The organism is Biomaibacter sp. TOL, assembly GCF_059717795.1.
This window is the reverse complement of the sequence record NZ_AP046092.1, coordinates 154,013-172,203: the sequence shown is the minus strand read 5'-3', so window position 1 is coordinate 172,203 and position 18,191 is coordinate 154,013. Positions and strand designations below refer to the sequence as shown.

Annotated in this window: 19 protein-coding genes; 18 read left to right on the top strand and 1 reads right to left on the bottom strand. The window is 43.1% G+C overall.

Features of this window, described 5'->3' with window-relative positions; genetic code table 11:
• Nucleotides 1–143 precede the first annotated feature (143 nt).
• The 16 genes from AC6I1H_RS00925 (at nucleotide 144) to AC6I1H_RS00850 (ending at nucleotide 15,668) form a co-directional block, all read left to right on the top strand.
• Nucleotides 144–1,016, top strand: coding sequence for a YicC/YloC family endoribonuclease (locus AC6I1H_RS00925; protein ID WP_497739191.1), 873 nt, complete (start codon nucleotides 144–146; stop codon nucleotides 1,014–1,016).
• 18 nt (nucleotides 1,017–1,034) lie between these two features.
• Nucleotides 1,035–1,331 carry an extracellular matrix/biofilm regulator RemA gene (gene remA, locus AC6I1H_RS00920; protein WP_497739190.1) on the top strand — a complete coding sequence of 99 codons (297 nt, stop codon included), beginning with the start codon at nucleotides 1,035–1,037 and terminating at the stop codon, nucleotides 1,329–1,331.
• A 12-nt stretch (nucleotides 1,332–1,343) separates the two neighbouring features.
• Nucleotides 1,344–1,964 (top strand): guanylate kinase, encoded by a 621-nt coding sequence (gmk, locus tag AC6I1H_RS00915; protein WP_497739189.1) that lies wholly within the window; start codon nucleotides 1,344–1,346, stop codon nucleotides 1,962–1,964.
• On the top strand, nucleotides 1,961–2,167 hold the full coding sequence (gene rpoZ, locus AC6I1H_RS00910; protein ID WP_497739188.1) for a DNA-directed RNA polymerase subunit omega: 207 nt from the start codon (nucleotides 1,961–1,963) through the stop codon (nucleotides 2,165–2,167). The genes gmk and rpoZ overlap by 4 nt, the downstream gene beginning before the upstream one ends.
• 12 nt (nucleotides 2,168–2,179) lie before the next feature.
• Nucleotides 2,180–3,385, top strand: a complete 1,206-nt coding sequence (gene coaBC / locus AC6I1H_RS00905) for a bifunctional phosphopantothenoylcysteine decarboxylase/phosphopantothenate--cysteine ligase CoaBC (protein WP_497739187.1) — start codon at nucleotides 2,180–2,182, stop codon at nucleotides 3,383–3,385.
• Between the two features lie 31 nt (nucleotides 3,386–3,416).
• A complete protein-coding gene (priA, locus tag AC6I1H_RS00900) occupies nucleotides 3,417–5,606 on the top strand; it encodes a replication restart helicase PriA (protein ID WP_497739186.1) in 2,190 nt (729 codons plus the stop codon).
• A gap of 17 nt (nucleotides 5,607–5,623) precedes the next feature.
• Entirely contained in the window at nucleotides 5,624–6,088 is a 465-nt protein-coding gene (def, locus tag AC6I1H_RS00895) for a peptide deformylase (RefSeq protein WP_497740878.1), read from the top strand.
• Between the two features lie 2 nt (nucleotides 6,089–6,090).
• Nucleotides 6,091–7,026: a methionyl-tRNA formyltransferase gene (fmt, locus tag AC6I1H_RS00890; RefSeq protein WP_497739185.1), complete on the top strand. Its 936-nt coding sequence runs from the start codon at nucleotides 6,091–6,093 to the stop codon at nucleotides 7,024–7,026.
• A complete protein-coding gene (locus AC6I1H_RS00885) occupies nucleotides 7,019–7,825 on the top strand; it encodes a DUF116 domain-containing protein (RefSeq protein ID WP_497739184.1) in 807 nt (268 codons plus the stop codon). Before fmt ends, AC6I1H_RS00885 begins: the two co-directional genes overlap by 8 nt.
• Nucleotides 7,818–9,173 (top strand): 16S rRNA (cytosine(967)-C(5))-methyltransferase RsmB, encoded by a 1,356-nt coding sequence (gene rsmB / locus AC6I1H_RS00880; protein ID WP_497739183.1) that lies wholly within the window; start codon nucleotides 7,818–7,820, stop codon nucleotides 9,171–9,173. Before AC6I1H_RS00885 ends, rsmB begins: the two co-directional genes overlap by 8 nt.
• A complete protein-coding gene (gene rlmN, locus AC6I1H_RS00875; RefSeq protein WP_497739182.1) occupies nucleotides 9,174–10,217 on the top strand; it encodes a dual-specificity RNA methyltransferase RlmN in 1,044 nt (347 codons plus the stop codon). It abuts the gene before it with no gap.
• Entirely contained in the window at nucleotides 10,214–10,948 is a 735-nt protein-coding gene (locus tag AC6I1H_RS00870) for a Stp1/IreP family PP2C-type Ser/Thr phosphatase (RefSeq protein WP_497739181.1), read from the top strand. The genes rlmN and AC6I1H_RS00870 overlap by 4 nt, the downstream gene beginning before the upstream one ends.
• A 16-nt stretch (nucleotides 10,949–10,964) precedes the next feature.
• The gene (gene pknB / locus AC6I1H_RS00865; RefSeq protein ID WP_497739180.1) at nucleotides 10,965–12,842 is read left to right on the top strand and encodes a Stk1 family PASTA domain-containing Ser/Thr kinase; all 1,878 of its coding nucleotides are present in this window, start codon (nucleotides 10,965–10,967) and stop codon (nucleotides 12,840–12,842) included.
• Between the two features lie 44 nt (nucleotides 12,843–12,886).
• Nucleotides 12,887–13,543, top strand: coding sequence for a ribulose-phosphate 3-epimerase (gene rpe / locus AC6I1H_RS00860; RefSeq protein ID WP_497739179.1), 657 nt, complete (start codon nucleotides 12,887–12,889; stop codon nucleotides 13,541–13,543).
• A gap of 574 nt (nucleotides 13,544–14,117) precedes the next feature.
• The gene (ltrA, locus tag AC6I1H_RS00855; RefSeq protein ID WP_497740708.1) at nucleotides 14,118–15,374 is read left to right on the top strand and encodes a group II intron reverse transcriptase/maturase; all 1,257 of its coding nucleotides are present in this window, start codon (nucleotides 14,118–14,120) and stop codon (nucleotides 15,372–15,374) included.
• A 135-nt stretch (nucleotides 15,375–15,509) separates the two neighbouring features.
• On the top strand, nucleotides 15,510–15,668 hold the full coding sequence (locus tag AC6I1H_RS00850; RefSeq protein ID WP_497739178.1) for a hypothetical protein: 159 nt from the start codon (nucleotides 15,510–15,512) through the stop codon (nucleotides 15,666–15,668).
• Between the two features lie 132 nt (nucleotides 15,669–15,800).
• Here AC6I1H_RS00850 and rpmB read toward each other — a convergent pair whose 3' ends face one another.
• Nucleotides 15,801–15,989 (bottom strand): 50S ribosomal protein L28, encoded by a 189-nt coding sequence (gene rpmB, locus AC6I1H_RS00845; RefSeq protein ID WP_497739177.1) that lies wholly within the window; start codon nucleotides 15,987–15,989, stop codon nucleotides 15,801–15,803.
• Between the two features lie 160 nt (nucleotides 15,990–16,149).
• Here rpmB and AC6I1H_RS00840 point away from each other — a divergent pair, with 160 nt between their 5' ends.
• Both AC6I1H_RS00840 and AC6I1H_RS00835 read left to right on the top strand, forming a co-directional pair.
• Nucleotides 16,150–16,503: an Asp23/Gls24 family envelope stress response protein gene (locus AC6I1H_RS00840; RefSeq protein WP_497739176.1), complete on the top strand. Its 354-nt coding sequence runs from the start codon at nucleotides 16,150–16,152 to the stop codon at nucleotides 16,501–16,503.
• 19 nt (nucleotides 16,504–16,522) lie between these two features.
• Entirely contained in the window at nucleotides 16,523–18,181 is a 1,659-nt protein-coding gene (locus tag AC6I1H_RS00835; protein ID WP_497739175.1) for a DAK2 domain-containing protein, read from the top strand.
• Nucleotides 18,182–18,191: the final 10 nt, after the last annotated feature.

Sequence of the window (18,191 nt, the reverse complement as noted above, 5' to 3'; positions counted from 1 at the left end):
AAAATATCAAATCTTTTATTTATCTTAACGGCAAGCTTCGAAGTTATTAAATAAGGTAGATTTGATGAAACTTTGTGCGGCGGGCGTCTCCCGCAAGCGGGCAAGTTTTCTGCCACAGTCGTTATAAAGGAAAGGGTTTTATCATGATAAGAAGCATGACCGGTTACGGTCGCAGTGAGAAAACAGGAAAATTTTCCTGGGTTGTTGAGATAAGGTCTGTAAACCACAGGTTTTTAGAAATTTTTGTAAAGTTGCCGAGAACATGGCTTCTGCTGGAAGAGAAAATTAAAAGTTTTGTTAAAGGGAAAATATCAAGAGGCAGAGTTGATATATTCATAAATTTATCCTGTGAGAACCTTCCCATAGATATAAAAATTGACAAATCCGCCGTCAAGAACTATTATAATAAATTGATGGAAATAAAACAGGAAACGGGATTCGAAGGACCTGTTACGCTTTCGCTTCTTTCGATGATGCCGGATCTTTTTACAATTAAAGAGGAAATGCCGCAAGAACAGGAGTTATGGGAAATGCTGGAACCGGCTCTGGATTCGGCAGTAAAAGATTTAATCAGCATGAGAGAGAGAGAAGGAGAAAACCTGTGGAATGATATCGTAAAACGGCTCGATACAATAAACGACAGGGTGGATTTCATCGGTGAAAGGGCCGATGTGGTGGTGGAAGAATACCGAAGAAGATTATTTCAGAATGTGGAACGGATTTTAAAAGATATGACACTGGAGTGCGATAAGATTGAAGCCGAGGTGGTGCTTTTCGCAGAGAGGTCCAATATAACCGAGGAACTCATAAGATTAAAAAGTCATATTTCCCAGATGAGGCAACTTGGACAGGCGGAAGAATCAATAGGTAAAAAAGCGGATTTTATTGTCCAGGAGATGTACCGTGAAGTCAACACGGTAGCTTCCAAGTCGTCAGACTATGAAATATCCAGGGAAGTAATCGAGATAAAGAGCGAATTGGAAAAAATAAGAGAACAGATACAGAATATAGAGTAAATATCAGGAGGGAATCGCGTGGAAATAAAGCTTGTAAATATAGGATTTGGGAACATTGTTTCGGCAAACCGCATAATCGCCATCGTAAGCCCGGAATCGGCCCCCATAAAACGCATAATACAGGAAGCCAGAGACAGGGGGATGCTTATCGACGCCACGTATGGCAGAAGGACCCGTGCCGTAATCATTACCGACAGCGATCATGTCATCCTGTCGGCAGTGCAGCCTGAAACTGTAGCGCACAGGCTTGATGAGGCAGATCGCGGGGAAATTGAAAGGGACGATGACGGTGAAGAGGAACTAATAGAGGAATAGGAAGGGTATCTCATGAAACATCAGGGTATGCTCATAGTCATCTCCGGGCCATCCGGTGCGGGGAAAGGAACATTGTGCGGTTTATTGCTCAAGAGGGATAAAAACCTTGCGCTGTCGGTATCTGTTACGACAAGGCTCCCCCGGGAGGGGGAAAAAGAGGGAGAAAATTACTTTTTCACCAGTGTTGAAGACTTTCAAAAAAAGATAAAAAATAATGAGTTTCTTGAATGGGCCAGAGTTTACAACAATTATTACGGCACACCCCGAGAGTTTGTAGAAAAACACCTGGAAGACGGCAGAGATGTAATTCTTGAAATAGATATTCAGGGTGCAGCCCAGGTTAAGAAAAATTACCCCAGCGCTGTCTTTATTTTTATTCTTCCTCCGGACCTTGAAGAATTAAAAAATCGTATAATAAAAAGGGGCAGCGAAACTATAGATTCCTTTAATCTTCGTATCAGTTATGCCAGGGAAGAGTTAAAGGCGATTTTTATGTATGATTATGTCGTACTCAACGATAACCTGGAAAATGCGCTCTCAAAAATACAATCCATAGTTTCCGCTGAAAGGTGTAGGGTGTCAAGAAACAAAAGCTTGATTGAGTTTGTCAATGGGAGGGATAAATTTATATGATGTATCCGTCTATAGATTCACTCAGCAGCAAATATGACAGCAGATATACAATTGCCGTAGCGGCGGCAAAAAGAGCCCGCCAACTTGTGGAAGGGGCTCAAAAACTTGTGGACGTAAAAACTACTAAACCTGTTTCTATAGCTTTATTTGAACTGGATGCGGAAAAGATAAAAATTGAAAGACCCAGAGCCGGTATCAAGTAATGAGGTGTTTTCATGTTAAAGGATAAATTTGTGGTTTTAGGGGTCACGGGAAGCATAGCCGCCTATAAATCTGCAGAACTGGTCAGATTGTTGAAGAAGCGGGGAGCACGGGTACAGGTAATAATGACAAAATCTGCGTGTGAATTTGTTAAACCATTGACATTTCAGGTCCTCTCACAAAATCCTGTGATTACCGACATGTTCCGTGAACCTTACCGCTGGGAAGTGGAACACGTGGCGCTGGCCGACAGTGCTGATATGGTTCTGGTGGCGCCTGCCACCGCCAATATTATTGCTAAAATCGCCACAGGACTTGCAGACGATATGCTGACCGCCATAATCCTGGCAACCAGGGCGAAAGTAGCGGTGGTGCCTGCCATGAATGTCCACATGTATGAAAATCCCATCACTCAAAAGAACATTAAGTATTTGAAGGAATCGGGCATTGAAATTGTGGAGCCCGCCGAAGGGCCTCTTGCATGCGGATACGTAGGACGGGGAAGATTTCCGGAACCGGCTGACATTGTAAATATTGTAGACGGATTGATGGGAAAGACACCGGATTTAAAAGGCAGGACTTTCCTTATCACAGCAGGCCCTACGAGGGAACCGCTGGATCCCGTCAGATACATATCGAACCATTCATCCGGTAAAATGGGATATGCTCTGGCACGTAGGGCCACAATTAGAGGAGCCAGGGTCATACTTGTTTCAGGACCGACTAATATAGCCCCTCCTGCCGGCCTTTATAAGTTCGTACCTGTTGAAACTGCCATCCAAATGGAAAAAGCCGTCCTGGAAAATTTCAGTCAGGCTGATGTTGTGATAAAAGCAGCAGCGGTAGCCGATTACAGGCCGAAAAAGTTTAATCCGGGAAAAATTAAGAAGAAAGACGATGAGATGATTGTTGAGCTGGTAAAAAATCCTGATATACTCCAGGAATTAGGGGAAAAAAAACAAAACCAGGTACTGGTGGGGTTTGCCGCCGAGACAGACGAACCGGAAAAAAACGCCTTGGATAAACTAAAAAGAAAAAACCTGGACTTTATTGTGTTGAATGATGTTACTCAAGAGGGAGCAGGTTTTGGTTCGGATACAAATATAGTTAAGATTATATATAAAGATGGGAGGAGGGAGGCTTTGCCCCGGATGTTAAAGGAGGATGTGGCTGATGCCATCCTTGACAGGGTTCTGCCGTTTTTGACTGAAAACGGCTGAGAGAATCCTGTTTTTGAAAGGGGGAGAAGTTTTGAAAGTTTTTGCCCGGGTGGCAGTCGATGTCAGACATCCAGATGCTAGGAAAGAATACAGTTATTTGATACCCCAGGGTTTAACGGTAAATACCGGGGATATGGTGAAGGTTCCTTTCAACAACTCCAAAGTAAGCGGTATAGTTACCGGGCTGTCCGATGGCGGTGAAATGCCCGGAAACGTAAAAATGAAATCAATTTTAAATAAGGAGTCTATTACTCTGTCTCCTGACTTTATAGTTTTTTGCAGAAAGCTGGCCGAATATTACGGTTCAGCATTAATAGATTTTTTAAAATTGATGCTTCCGCCTGAGGCAAACCAAAAACAGGAAACCCTGTACACTGCGGCGGTTGACTGTCAAAGCTTGCCTGAAAGGGCTGTGAATCAAAAAAAAGTTCTTGACCTGATAATGAATACAGGGGGAGTTTCGGCGCGGGAAATATCCCAAAAAACAGGGTTGTCAGCCTCTTCGGTACAATCCGCCCTGGCGTCGCTTTTAAAAAAAAATTTAATAAATAAAAGTTACAGAATCGTGGAACGAAAACCAGAAATAATCGAGGCTCACACGTGTATAACCCCGGTGCATCTAACTGAGCAACAGAAGACGGCCTTAAGAAAAATTTTTATAAATTTGGAAAATCAAAGGAAATCAATACTTTTATATGGCGTGACCGGCAGCGGTAAAACGGAGATATATATAAAAACCATTGAAAAGGTTATTGACAGCGGAAAAAAAGCCATCATGCTGGTCCCTGAAATTTCTCTTACACCTCAGATGCTCAGCATCTTTCAGAAAAGATTTCCGGGAAGGGTTGCCGTAATTCACAGCAGATTATCTGTCGGCGAAAGATTTGACGAATGGCACAAAATATACAACGATCAGGTGGACATAGTCATAGGAGCCCGCTCCGCCATATTTGCCCCTTTAAAAAACCTTGGTCTTATAATAGTGGATGAAGAACATGAACCGTCATATAAACAGGCCGAACATCCTTATTATGACGCCAGGACAGCAGCCGTCTTGAGGGCCCGTATTCAGAATGCGGCCCTTATTTTTGGCAGCGCCACCCCTTCGGTCGAATCCTACTACAAGGCATTTACCGGTGAATATTTGCTTGTGAAAATGACGAAGAGGGCATCCGGCCTGCCTCTTCCCGAACTGGAAGTGGTGGATATGAGGAAGGAACTGAGAGACGGAAACCGCCATATTTTTAGCCGCAAGCTTACGGAAAGTATGGAGCAAACTTTAGCCGCAGGCCGGCAAACCATACTTTTTTTAAACCGCCGAGGTCACTCTACTTTTGTAATATGCCGCGATTGTGGGTTTGCATTAAAATGCCCCCACTGTGACATATCGCTCACATACCATTTTGATGACAAAAGCGTGAAATGCCATTATTGCGGATATGGCGTAAAAGCTCCGGATATATGTCCTGCCTGTGGAAGCGGCAATATACGGTATTTCGGCGCAGGAACGGAAAAGGTGGAACAGGAGGTGTACAGGCTTTTTCCCGGTGTGAAAGCCTTGCGCATAGACGCCGATACTATTTCAAAGAAAGGGTCTTTGGAACGTATATTGTCAAACTTTGGCAAGGGAAATGCCCAGATTTTAATAGGGACTCAAACCGTAGCAAGAGGTTTGGATTTTCCCAAAGTGTCTCTTGTGGGCGTGATTACTGCCGATACGGCTCTCAACATGCCGGACTTCAGGGCATCGGAAAGAACTTTTCAGCTCATAACTCAAGTGGCGGGCAGAGCAGGAAGGGCTGATTTTCCGGGGAAGGTTATCGTTCAAACATACTGTCCTGAATCTTTTGCCATAAAAGCCGCATGTGAAAAGAGTATAACCAGTTTTTATCGTGAAGAATTGAACCACAGATATAAATCCAATTATCCGCCTTTCTGTCATCTGCTGAATATAATATTGACTGGTTCAAAAAAGGATATGTTGGAAAAATATGCAATAGAAGTTAAAAAAATGCTGCCGGAAGCCGGTGTGCACGGTGTGGAAATTTATGGCCCCTCACCGGCGCCAAGAACCAGGATAAAAGACAATTACCGATATCATATGCTTTTAAAAAGTAATAAAGTGGAAACATTAATTAGAGTGGAAAATTTATTAAAATCTATGAAAAAACAAAGGGAGATCAAAATTGCATGGGATATGGACCCACAGGATTTACTATAGAAGGGGAGAAAGATTTAATGGCAATACGAAACATCCGTAAATATGGAGATGAGATTTTAAGAAAGAAAGCCAAGGATGTGACGATTTTCAATGACAACCTGAAAACGCTTCTCGACGATATGGCTGAAACCATGAAAGATGCCAGAGGGCTTGGGCTGGCGGCACCTCAGATCGGCATACTGCGAAAAGTGGCGGTTATCGATGTGGGTGAAGGGCTGATAGAACTTATTAATCCCGAGATAGTTTTCGAAGAGGGCGAGGTTATAGAAGTTGAAGGCTGTTTGAGCATACCGGGAATTAATGGCGAAGTCGCACGGCCTCAAAAAGTTAGGGTGAAAGCTATGGATAGAAACGGGAAGGTATTCGAAATTGAAGGTGAAGATTTGCTGGCAAGGGCTTTGTGCCATGAGATAGACCACCTTAACGGCATACTGTTTGTGGATAAGGTAATAAAATTTGTGAAATCTGATAGCGAGGGATGATAATGAATGTGATTTTTATGGGTACGCCGGAATTTTCAATACCCTCGCTTAAAGTCCTTCTTGACAAGGTCAATATACCGGCGGTCGTCACGCAGCCTGACAGACCTGTAGGGAGAAAGAGAGTTGTAACTTTCCCGCCGGTTAAAAAGTTTGCTCTAGAAAACGGACTTCGGGTATATCAGCCGGAAAAAGTGAGAGACGAGCAGTTTATAAACACTCTCCTGTCATACAAACCGGACTTGATAGTGGTGGCGGCTTTTGGTCAGATACTTCCGAGAAAAATTCTTGAGATTCCATCTATAGGCTGTATAAATGTGCATGCCTCATTGTTGCCAAAATACCGGGGTGCAGCTCCGATACAGTGGGCCATTATAAATGGTGAGCAGGTGACCGGTATTACCACCATGTGGATGAATGAGGGGCTCGACACCGGAGATATTTTTCTTCAAGAGCAGCTGGAGATTAAAAAGGAATGGACTTCGGAAGACCTGTCAAAAGAATTGTCGCTTCTCGGCGGCAAAGTCTTGCAAAAATCCATAGATATGATTAAATCGGGGACCATTATACATGTACCTCAAGATCATACAAAAGCTACCTATGCCCCTATGCTCAAAAAGGATCACGGCAAAATAGACTGGAATAAAAAGGCCATGGATATATGCAATCTCATCAGAGGACTCTATCCATGGCCTGGAGCATTTACATTAAAAAACGGCCAGGAAATCAAGATATGGAAAGCCGAGGCGTTTTCAAAAGAGGGAAAGGTTCATCCGGGCAGGTTTTATGGTATGGTTCGGGGCAAGGGAATACTAATAGGTTGCTCGGATGGTTGCGTGCTTGTAAAAGAGCTGCAGGAATCTGGAAAAAAAAGAATGAGTGCCATGGAATACATGGCAGGACACGCTATGAGCGAGGGAGATAGGTTTGCAGATGTCTAAACCGGAAGAAGGAAATGTAAAAGTTAAAAAACGGATTTTTATAGGGCTGCTTACTGCGAGTATAGCCCTTATTGTTTTAATGCTTGTGGCCGGCATATTTATATATTTTAATAAATTTGGGCATTGGTACAGGTATATTTTGCTGTCGATAGTCGCAATTTTAGGCGTATTTATTTTTATTGTAAGCCTTGGACTTGCAGTCGTGGTCATGACCCTCTGGCATGTAAAGACTTTCTTCGGGCTTCAGAATTTAATGAATACGTCAATAAACATATTGTTTCCAGTGGCGCTGTCTCTTGGTAAAATGCTTCATATACCCAAAGATATAATAAAAAGCTCATATATTGAGGTCAACAACAAACTGATACAGAGCAGGGTTATCGATACTGAACCTTCCGAGATATTGATTCTGGCACCTCACTGCCTTCAAAAATGGGATTGTCCTTACAAGGTGACAGCGGATGTATCAAACTGCCGTCACTGCGGACGTTGCGATATTGACAGGCTGTGGAAGCTCAGTAGACAAAAAGGTGTAAATCTTGCGGTGGTTACGGGCGGAACTCTTGCCCGCAAAATGGTGGTTCAATATAAACCTAAGGCCATTGTAGCTATCGCGTGCGAAAGGGATTTGACCGAGGGAATACTTGATACAAACCCTCTGCCCGTTATCGGTGTTTTAAATAAAAGACCTGAGGGTCCATGCAAAAACACCTGCGTTGATATTAACATGGTTTCCGAAGCCGTGGATTTTTTCTTAAACAAAAAAGCTTGCCGGAGAGAGGAAAGGAGTCTTGACTGATTTGAAGAATGCCAGAGAAGTGGCCCTTAAAATACTTATAGAAACTGAACGAGGTTCTTATAGCAATATTGCCTTAAATAAATATCTGACGTCGGATATTTCTGTTAAAGATAGAGCTTTCATCACTGAACTGGTATACGGCGTGCTAAAATACAGATTGTTGCTGGATTATATAATATCTCAATTTTCAAAAAAGGATTTTTCAAAGATGTCTGAAGTTGTGCTGAATGCTTTGAGGATCGGTATTTACCAGATGATATTAATGGATAAGGTTCCGATTTTTGCAGCAGTCAACGAGTCAGTGGACATTGTGAAGAAACTGGAAAATCCCGGAGCGGTTCGGTTTGTAAATGCTGTCCTTAGAAATATAGACAGAAGAAAGGAAAACATAGTTTATCCGGATCCGGCATGTCAACCTCTGGATTACCTTTCTGTATATTATTCTTTCCCCCGGTGGATGGTGGAAAGATGGATGAAATTGTTCGGCTTCGATTTCACAAAAGATTTGTGCGATGCTTTTAACCGAAAGTCCCGGCTATGTATTCGGATGAATACATTAAAGACAAATAAAGAAGAACTGGAATCAATACTCGAAAACGAGGGGGTTGGAGTAAAGTCCGGTTTATGGCTTGAAGAAGCCTTTTATATTGAGGGTTTTCCTCAACTCAAGCAATTGAAAAGTTTTAGAGATGGGCTTTTTCAACCTCAGGACGAAAGTTCTATGATAGCCTCCAGAGCTCTTGGAGCAACCAGAGGAGACAGAGTTTTGGATGTGGCGGCCGCGCCGGGGGGTAAAACTACGCATATCGCCCAGATTATGGAAAATATAGGTAAAATAACTGCATGGGATATTCATCCGCATCGTGTCAAGCTTATTGAAGAAACTTGCAGCCGCCTTGGGGTTAACATTGTTGATGCAGAGGTATGGGATTCCAGGATACCTGACGGAGAAAAACTCGGGAAGTTTGACAAAGTACTGGTGGATGCTCCGTGCTCCGGTCTTGGCGTAATACGCCGGAAGCCTGATATAAAATGGTCAAAAAAACCGGAAGATATTACGTCATTGAACTTTGAGCAGCAGAAAATATTGCAGGTTTGCTCACAATATGTCAAAAAAGGCGGGATTCTGGTTTACAGCACGTGCAGTATTGAACCTGAGGAGAACCAGCGGGTTGTGGAAAAGTTTCTTGAAAACAATAGCGATTTTGTATATGATGATATAAGGCCGTATATTCCCGGCAAACTTACCGGGGATTTAAAGGCCCCTTACGGCTGGATACAGCTTTATCCCCATATCCATAATGTGGACGGTTTCTTTGTCGCCAGATTAAAGAGGGTGGGCAAGTAAATGGAGAAGAAAAATCTCAAAGGAATGACGGTGCAGGAATTGGAAGAATTTATGGTCGAACTGGGGGAACCGGGATACAGGGCAAAACAGATATTTAAATGGATTTACAAGGGAGCGACTCAATTTGAATCCATGACAGATTTGCCAAAAGAACTCATTCACAAGCTGAATGATAAATCACGCATTGGACAGATAAAAATACACAAAAAGTTTGAGTCTTCTTTAGATAATACCGTCAAATATGTTTTTTTGCTGGAAGATGGAAACATGGTGGAAGGTGTAAAAATGGAATATACATTCGGCTTGAGCGCGTGCGTTTCAAGCCAGGTGGGGTGCCGGATGGGCTGCGCCTTTTGCGCTTCCACCATAGGAGGAATGGTCAGAAACCTCACCGGTGGAGAAATGGCCGATGAAGTTCTGACAATTCAAAAAGACACGGGGAAAAAAGTGTCCAGAGTAGTAGTAATGGGAAGCGGAGAACCTCTTTTGAATTATGATGAATTAATGAGATTTTTATATTTGCTGAATTCCCCTCAGGCATTTAATATCAGTTTCAGAAGAATCACAATATCCACATGCGGCATAGTGCCGGAGATAATCCGTCTTGCCGATGAGGGAATTCCTGTGACGCTGGCGGTTTCCCTCCATGCTCCGGATGACAACCTCAGGAACATGATCATGCCCGTAAATAGAAATTACCCGATTTTACAATTGTTAGATGCGTGCAAATATTATATAATAAAGACAAAACGACGTGTTACTTTTGAGTATGCCCTGATATCGGGAGTAAATGACACCATAGAATGTGCCCAAAAGCTTTCCAGGCTTTTAAAAGGAATGTTATGCCATGTAAACCTAATACCGCTGAATCCCATAAAAGAAAAAGGATTCCAAAAAAGCGAGCCCAGGCGGGTCGCAGCATTTGAAAAAATACTTGCCGACTATGGGATTTCAACAACGGTAAGAAGGAAGATGGGTGCCGATATTGAAGCCGCCTGTGGTCAGCTTAGAAGAAGTATAATGTTAGACGAGGTGAAACAATGATATTTGCTGCAAGAACAAGTGTTGGAAGGGTAAGATCCAACAATGAGGACGCTTTCTATGTCCCTCCAGCAAGCGGAGGTTGCTGTGAACTTTTTATGGTGGCCGATGGCATGGGGGGTCACCGCGGGGGGGAAGTAGCAAGCCGGATGGCGGTAAAAGAGGTGTCTGATTATATTAATGCCCATTTTTCAAAGGACTTGAATGAAGATACGATAAGGAGCCTGATCAATGATTCAATAATAGAGGCAAATAAAAAAATATTGATGTCCGCAATGGAACACGAAGAATGGACGGGTATGGGCACTACGCTTACATTGGTTCTCTTTTTTCGTAAAAAAATATTCATTGGTCATGTGGGTGACAGCAGGGCATATTTAATCAGGGACAACAACATAATCCAATTGACAAGAGACCATTCGCTGGTGTGGCAACTCATGGAAGAGGGAAGACTTACCATGGATGAAACCAGGACTCATCCGATGAAAAATATTATCACAAGAGCCCTGGGAACTGAAAGGGTGCTGAAACCGGACTTTTTAGAATACGACCTTGAAAAGGATGATATAATCATCATTTGCAGTGACGGACTTACGAATATGCTCGAAGACTATGAGATAAAGAACATCGTTTGCGGCCGGGAGCTTGAAACCGCAGCCGATATGTTGATACAAACGGCAAATCTGCATGGTGGGATCGACAATATCACTGTAGAATTAATCAAAGCAGATTAGCATTGGAGTGGTGAAAATGATTGAAAAAATGCTGGGAAATAGATATGCAATCCTGGAAGGAATAGGCGGAGGCGGTATGGCGGTGGTGTTTAAAGCCCGCGATACCCTTCTCAACCGCATAGTGGCGATAAAGGTATTGCGCCCAGAGTTTTCGGGGGATGGCGAATTCGTCAGAAGATTCAGGAGAGAAGCGCAGGCGGCAGCCAGTCTTTCTCATCCAAATATCATAAGCATTTATGATGTTGGACAACAAGATGGGCTTTACTATATTGTAATGGAATATATCGAAGGCAAGACTTTGAAAGAGCTAATAAAATTAAAATCTGCAATGCCGCCAATGGAAGTAATTGAAATAGGAAAGCAGATATGCGATGCTCTGGAATGTGCCCATAAAAACAAAATAGTGCACCGGGATATTAAATCACATAATATAATCATCACACCCGAAGGAAGAGTTAAAGTGGCTGATTTCGGAATTGCCAGAGCCGCTGCGGATACTACAATCACAAATACGGGCAGCGTGTTTGGCTCCGTTCATTATTTTTCTCCTGAACAGGCCAGAAGTGAAATGGTCGATGAGCGATCGGATATATATTCTCTCGGTGTGGTACTTTATGAAGCACTTGCCGGAAGATTGCCTTTTGATGGACAGACTCCCGTGGCGATAGCGCTAAAACAAATACAGGACGATCCTCCGCCCATATCGGATATAGTATCGAATTTTCCCGAAGAACTGGATGCTATAATAAGTAAATGTATGGCCAAATCACCGGATGAAAGATTTCAGAGCGCTGCAGAATTAAAAAAGGAGTTGATTGAAGCTTCGCGAAAGTCCAGTGTAATTAACTTCAAGCCGTTAAACCTGGAACATACGCTTATCCTGGACAACACTCAAAAAAGACAATTTGCAAAAACCTCGGCTAAAAAGAATTCCATTTCCCGAAAAACAAAGAAACCGACCATATTTAGAAGTATAGCAATAATCTTAATGTTACTGGCCTTGTTTGGCGCATTTTCGTATCTTGGCGCTGCATGGGCCCGAAAATATTTTGATGTGCCTGAAGTTACAGTTCCGAATGTCATAGGTTCAACCGAAGAAGAAGCTGCGGCAAAACTTGCCGAAAAAAATCTTAAATATACCGCTGAAAGGGTTTTTGATAAAGCTCCCGTAGGTCAAGTAATTGATCAGGATCCGAAAGGCGATGAGATCATAAAAGTAAATCATCCACCGATAACTCTAGTTATCAGCAAAGGCCCGAAAACTGCCAAAGTACCTAACATTGTTAATTTAAGTGAACAGGATGGCATTGCCGTGCTAAACAATAATAATTTTTCTGTTGGCGATATATCCCGAGAGTATTCCGATACAGTTCCGGAAGGTGTTATAATCGAGCAAAATCCCAGAGCGGACATAATGCTTCCCGAACATACTGCCATCAATTTCACAGTAAGCAAGGGGCCTGAAATAAAGCAATCGAACGCACCAGTCCTGGTTGGCAGAACCCTGGATGATGCTGTAAAATTGCTGCAAGAACAAAACTTGAAGGTTGGAGAAATTACCAAAAAGCCCAGCGATTCGGTGCCTGAAAATACAGTGATGGAACAGAATCCCAGCCCGGGAAGTGCCATTGGCGCAGAAGGGACCGTAGACCTTGTTGTCAGCAGTGGGCCGCTTAAGATAAAAAAAATTACTTTGAATGTACTTTTGCCTTCAACGCCATCAGAGTTTACCATCAAAGTCATCGTATCGGATGATCTGGGTGAAAACAGACTCGTATACAATAAAAAACACACTCCTCAGGATAGCCCCTTAACTATTCCAATCGAAGGAGCGGGGGTTATGAATGTGGAAGTATGGCTTGATAACACGCCATATTACAAATACTCATATTAATTATACAAGATAATCTTAAAATATTGAGATAGGAAGAGGTTGTTATGGTTAAAATTGCCCCCTCTATATTGTCGGCGGATTTTGCCAATTTGTATGAAGAGATTAAGAAAGTAGAGCGTGCCGGTGCCGACCTTTTGCATATTGATGTTATGGACGGTCATTTTGTTCCGAATCTGACTATCGGACCTCCTGTAATATCGTGCCTGAAAGGTAGAACTTCCTTACCTTTTGATGTACATTTAATGATTGAAGACCCGGAAAAATACATTGATGATTATATTAAAGCCGGGGCTAAAATACTGACGGTTCATATGGAAGCCAGTATCCATATTCACAGGCTGCTCGGATATATCAAAAGCAGGGGCGTTATTCCGGGTGTCGCATTGAACCCCGGCACCCCGCTGACCAACCTGGAATATGTCCTGGATCAAGCCGGCATGGTGCTTATTATGAGTGTAAATCCAGGATTTGGAGGCCAATCTTTTATCCCCTGTATGAAAGAAAAAATCAAGGCTCTTAAGACTATGATAGACTCCAGGGGTCTGGAAATTCCGATAGAAGTAGATGGAGGCATAAATGAAAAAAACGCCGGAGAAATTATAAAAGCCGGAGCAGAGATACTGGTAGCGGGATCGGCTATATATAATGCGCCTGATCCATCAAAAGCAATAAAACAAATGAAAGAAATAAACCCCTTGTAAAAGGGGTTTTTTGGTGTGCCCGGCATGGGTAATAGCTCGGCAGTGAAAGTCTGCTATGGGGCTGGCAGCGGCGACCATTAGCCAAACAGCAAGGGTGTCTATCGTGAGATAGAATCTGAAGGAAGCTGTAAGCAAAGCCACGGCCTGAGGAACACGAACCGCATATAAGGCTATACAGTTCGGATGAGTTTGCCAAACAAAACGAAATCCAACACTGCCAAGGGGCTGTGTAGTAAATGCGGCAGGTATACGGGGCGAAGGCTATTGCTCTTACCCGGGGAGGTCTGGCGGAAACGTTAGGGAAACTAACAACCCGGGCCGAGAGACCCGGCTGAACCGTCAGAAGTCAGCAGAGGCCATAATAGTCGGCATAGACGTCATGCCGACGAAGGGCCGAACACGAAGCGAGGGATAAAACTTGGCAAGTTCGAGAAACATACAACGACAGCAGAAAACCCCGCAAGGGGCCTACCCTGGGAAAGAAGCGGTGAAGCCGCAAGGGTCCCAGGGAGGGCCGAGTATGTATCCGGCACAACCCGAGAAGATATCCCCGAAGGACCATGATATCCACCTGATGGAGAAGGTAGTATCAAGAGAGAATATGACAAAAGCACTGCGACGGGTAGAAGAAAACAAAGGAGCGCCAGGCGTAGACAGTATGCCGGTAGAATCCCTCCGGACATACCTACGAGAAAACTGGCCTCACATAAAAGAACAACTGCTTACGGGGACCTACAAGCCTCAACCAGTGCGCAGGGTCGAAATCCCGAAACCCAGTGGAGGAGTGAGACTGTTAGGAATCCCCACCGTCACAGACCGCCTAATCCAGCAGGCTCTGTTGCAAGTACTAACACCCATCTTTGACCCGGAATTCTCAGAATCAAGCTACGGATTCAGGCCCAACCGAAGAGCCCACGACGCAGTAAGGAAAGCACGCCAATACGTAAACCAAGGATATAACTGGGTAGTGGACATGGACCTTGAGAAATTCTTCGACAGAGTAAACCATGACATACTCATGGCCAGAGTAGCTCGCAAGATAAAAGACAAACGCATATTAAAGCTCATACGCAGCTATCTTGCGGCAGGAGTAATGATAAACGGAGTAATCATGATTACCGATGAAGGAACACCTCAAGGCGGGCCCCTAAGTCCACTTCTTGCAAACATAATCCTTGACGACCTAGACAAAGAACTAGAGAAAAGAGGACACAAATTCGTAAGATACGCAGACGATTGCAACATCTACGTCAAAAGCAAAAGAGCCGGGCAACGGGTAATGGAAAGCATAACAGCTTTCCTGAAGAATAAACTAAAACTCAGAGTAAACGAACAAAAGAGCGCAGTGGACAGACCATGGAAGAGGAAATTCCTTGGCTTCAGCATGTATATCGCCAAAGATGGAACAACCAAAATAAGAATCGCACCACAGAGCATAGACAAAGTCAAGAATAAAATCCGAGAAATAACCTCAAGAAGCAACGGACACGGAATAACACAGAGAATAGAAAGACTAAACACATACCTTGGCGGATGGCTGGGGTACTTCGCGCTATCAGAAACACCCAGCAAACTTGAAGAACTCGACGGATGGATAAGAAGAAGACTACGCATGTGCCTGTGGAAACAATGGAAGAAGGTTAAGACAAGATACCGGGAACTGAGGAATCTGAAACTTCCGGAATGGGCGGTCCATAAACTTGCCAACGCCCGAAAGGGATACTGGCGTATGTCGGGGGTATTAAACACAGCCCTCAACAACGCCTATTGGCAGGGTCAAGGACTCATGAGCTTAGCAAAGAGATATCATGAAATTCGCAAAGCTTGGTGAACCGCCGTATACTGAACGGTACGTACGGTGGTGTGAGAGGTCGGGGGCTAATCGCCCTCTCCTACTCGATTGTCAGAAAAACGTCTTTATGAATATAATAATATACAAGAACTTTTTGTAGCCGGGGGTGGTGAAGTGTGGAGAAGATTGGATTTTAAAAAAGTGCTGGGAATTGTTGCAGTAATCTCGGGAGCAGCGATACTTATTTTGAGCATACCTTCATGGATATGGATGATGGCTCTGGGCGGTTTTCTATTATGGTTCGGATGGACTCTGTTTACAACCAATCGGTAAAGGGGGAAGCCATATGCGCATTTATGTTTTGAGATTACCGAAAGGTATTGGCCGGATAGTTAAAAAAATACTGGGATTATTCGGGCAAAAAACCGAATAGAAAAATGAAAGCGTGCCGGGAGCACGCTGATTTTATTGGGCTCTCTGGACTTTTCCGGAGCGGAGGCATCTTGTACAGATGCTTATCCTTTTAATGGTACCATTAAAATTTACTTTTACACGGCGGACATTTGGAGCCCATACTCTTTTGGACTTTATATGGGAATGGCTGAGTTGGATGCCTTTCCTGGGAATTTTGCCGCAGATTTCGCACTTTGCCACGTTTGCACCTCCTTTACATACAAAGCTATTTTACCACATAAATAAAGGCTCTGCAATAAATGAAAAACATGTTATTAAAAAAAACTTAAAAATGTATTATAATAAATTTAAAAGTAAAAGTTTTTCTATATAGAGGTTGATATGAAGGGAGGTTCAGCATTTGAAAAACATAATAAAAAACAGCCTGGGGGAAATAGAAATATCCAAAGATGTTATAGCACTTCTAGCGGGCAATGCAGCCATGGATTGCTACGGTCTTGTCGGTATGGTTTCTCGTAAAATGAGCGATGGCATAACTGAGCTTTTGGGGCGGGAAAACCTGGGCAAGGGAGTCGAAGTCCAGATAACAGATGACATGATCGTAATCGATTTATATATAATAGTTCAATATGGTACAAAAATAAATGAAGTGGCCAGCAATGTCATTGAAAAAGTGCACTTTAATCTTAAAAACATACTGGGTTTTGATATTGACAGAGTGAATGTGGTAGTCCATGGAGTAAGGGTAAAGTAAAAACTGGGAGGTTTCGGTTTTGAATAATAACAGAATTGAGGGTCATCTATTAAAGAAAGCAATTATTCATGGGGCTTATATTTTAAGAGAGAATAAAAAAGTTGTTGATGCGCTTAACGTTTTTCCTGTTCCTGATGGGGATACCGGCACAAATATGTCCCTTACTATGGATCAGGCTGTGTCAGAGCTGGAAAAACTGCAGTCTGATGATTTGAAAAAGGTTGTGGAGGCCGTGGCCTGGGGTTCCTTAATGGGGGCTCGGGGCAACTCCGGAGTCATACTTTCCCAGCTGTTCAGAGGTATTTCCCAAAGTATTTCTTCTTTAAATAAAAAAAGCATATCACCCCTGGAATTTGCACAGGCTTTTAAATGCGGGGTGGATTCTGCATACAGGGCGGTTATGCGTCCGGTAGAAGGGACAATACTGACTGTGGCCAGGGAAATGGCCGATAAAATGCTGGCAGATTCCAGGAGAATGGATGATTTGGAAAAAGTTTTAGCCAGTGCATTGAACCATGGCGAAAAAATACTGGACAAGACTCCGGAAATGTTAAGAGTATTAAAAGAGGCAAAAGTGGTGGATGCGGGTGGAAAAGGACTTATTTTTTTTATGCGGGGATTCATGGAAGCAATTAAAAACCCTGATTCTGCAACTGTTGTTCTGGAACAAAAGACAGACAGTATATATGATTTTAAGTTAAAAGATACTGAAGAAACAATCAAATTTTCTTACTGTACCGAGCTGTTTGTAAGAGGCAGAAACATCGATTTCGATTCATTAAAGCAGGAACTTTCCGAACTCGGCGACTCGATAATTGTTACCGGTATGGACGATGTTGCAAAGATACATATTCATTCCAATCATCCGGGGAAAGTACTGGAAACGGCATTAAAGTGGGGAGAATTGTCCAATATTAAAATAGACAACATGAAAATCCAGCACCGGGAATTGATAAATGGTCAGGATGTCGATGCGGTAAATGATAAAGGGGAAGCGGACAACGTTGGAAAAATCGAAGGGAAAACAGGCGTTGTTGCGGTTTCCCAGGGTGAGGGCTTAAAAGACATATTCCTGAGCCTTGGCGCCGACGATGTGATTGAAGGCGGTCAGACCATGAACCCCAGCACTGAAAACATTCTGTCAGCCATTGAAAAAGAACCCTTTGAAAATATCATTATTCTTCCAAACAATAAAAATATCATAATGACGGCCGAACAGGTAAAACTTATCAGCAGAAAAAATATACATGTGCTTCCCACAAAGTCGGTGCCCCAGGGCATAGCCGCACTGCTGGCATTTAATCCCATGCTTTCCATTGAAGACAATTTGGCGGGTATGAGTAAAAATATTAAAAATGTAGTAACCGGTGAAGTAACCTATGCCGTAAGGGACTCCCAGTGGAACGGAACAGTTATAAGACAGGGTGATGTGATAGGCATTAAAGACGGCAAGATTTTTGTTGTTGATAAGGATAAGGAAAAAGTGTTGATAGCTCTCATAGATGAAATGATCAGGGGCAGGGAGAGCGGAATAATTACTATTTATTATGGTCGGGATATCGATTCCACTTCCATGCAAAACATATATAATAAACTTTCGGCAAAGTACACCGATTTTGACATTGAATATTATTACGGGGGTCAGAGTCTGTACTATTATATAGTCTCCGCTGAGTAAATAGAAGAGG

What these genes read in the sequence shown, in the direction of transcription:
- AC6I1H_RS00925 (WP_497739191.1), top strand. Translation starts at nt 144, where the DNA reads ATGATAAGAAGCATGACCGGTTACGGTCGCAGTGAGAAAACAGGAAAA.
- gmk (WP_497739189.1), top strand. Translation starts at nt 1,344, where the DNA reads ATGAAACATCAGGGTATGCTCATAGTCATCTCCGGGCCATCCGGTGCG.
- rpoZ (WP_497739188.1), top strand. Translation starts at nt 1,961, where the DNA reads ATGATGTATCCGTCTATAGATTCACTCAGCAGCAAATATGACAGCAGA.
- coaBC (WP_497739187.1), top strand. Translation starts at nt 2,180, where the DNA reads ATGTTAAAGGATAAATTTGTGGTTTTAGGGGTCACGGGAAGCATAGCC.
- def (WP_497740878.1), top strand. Translation starts at nt 5,624, where the DNA reads ATGGCAATACGAAACATCCGTAAATATGGAGATGAGATTTTAAGAAAG.
- fmt (WP_497739185.1), top strand. Translation starts at nt 6,091, where the DNA reads ATGAATGTGATTTTTATGGGTACGCCGGAATTTTCAATACCCTCGCTT.
- AC6I1H_RS00885 (WP_497739184.1), top strand. Translation starts at nt 7,019, where the DNA reads ATGTCTAAACCGGAAGAAGGAAATGTAAAAGTTAAAAAACGGATTTTT.
- rlmN (WP_497739182.1), top strand. Translation starts at nt 9,174, where the DNA reads ATGGAGAAGAAAAATCTCAAAGGAATGACGGTGCAGGAATTGGAAGAA.
- AC6I1H_RS00870 (WP_497739181.1), top strand. Translation starts at nt 10,214, where the DNA reads ATGATATTTGCTGCAAGAACAAGTGTTGGAAGGGTAAGATCCAACAAT.
- pknB (WP_497739180.1), top strand. Translation starts at nt 10,965, where the DNA reads ATGATTGAAAAAATGCTGGGAAATAGATATGCAATCCTGGAAGGAATA.
- rpe (WP_497739179.1), top strand. Translation starts at nt 12,887, where the DNA reads ATGGTTAAAATTGCCCCCTCTATATTGTCGGCGGATTTTGCCAATTTG.
- ltrA (WP_497740708.1), top strand. Translation starts at nt 14,118, where the DNA reads ATGGAGAAGGTAGTATCAAGAGAGAATATGACAAAAGCACTGCGACGG.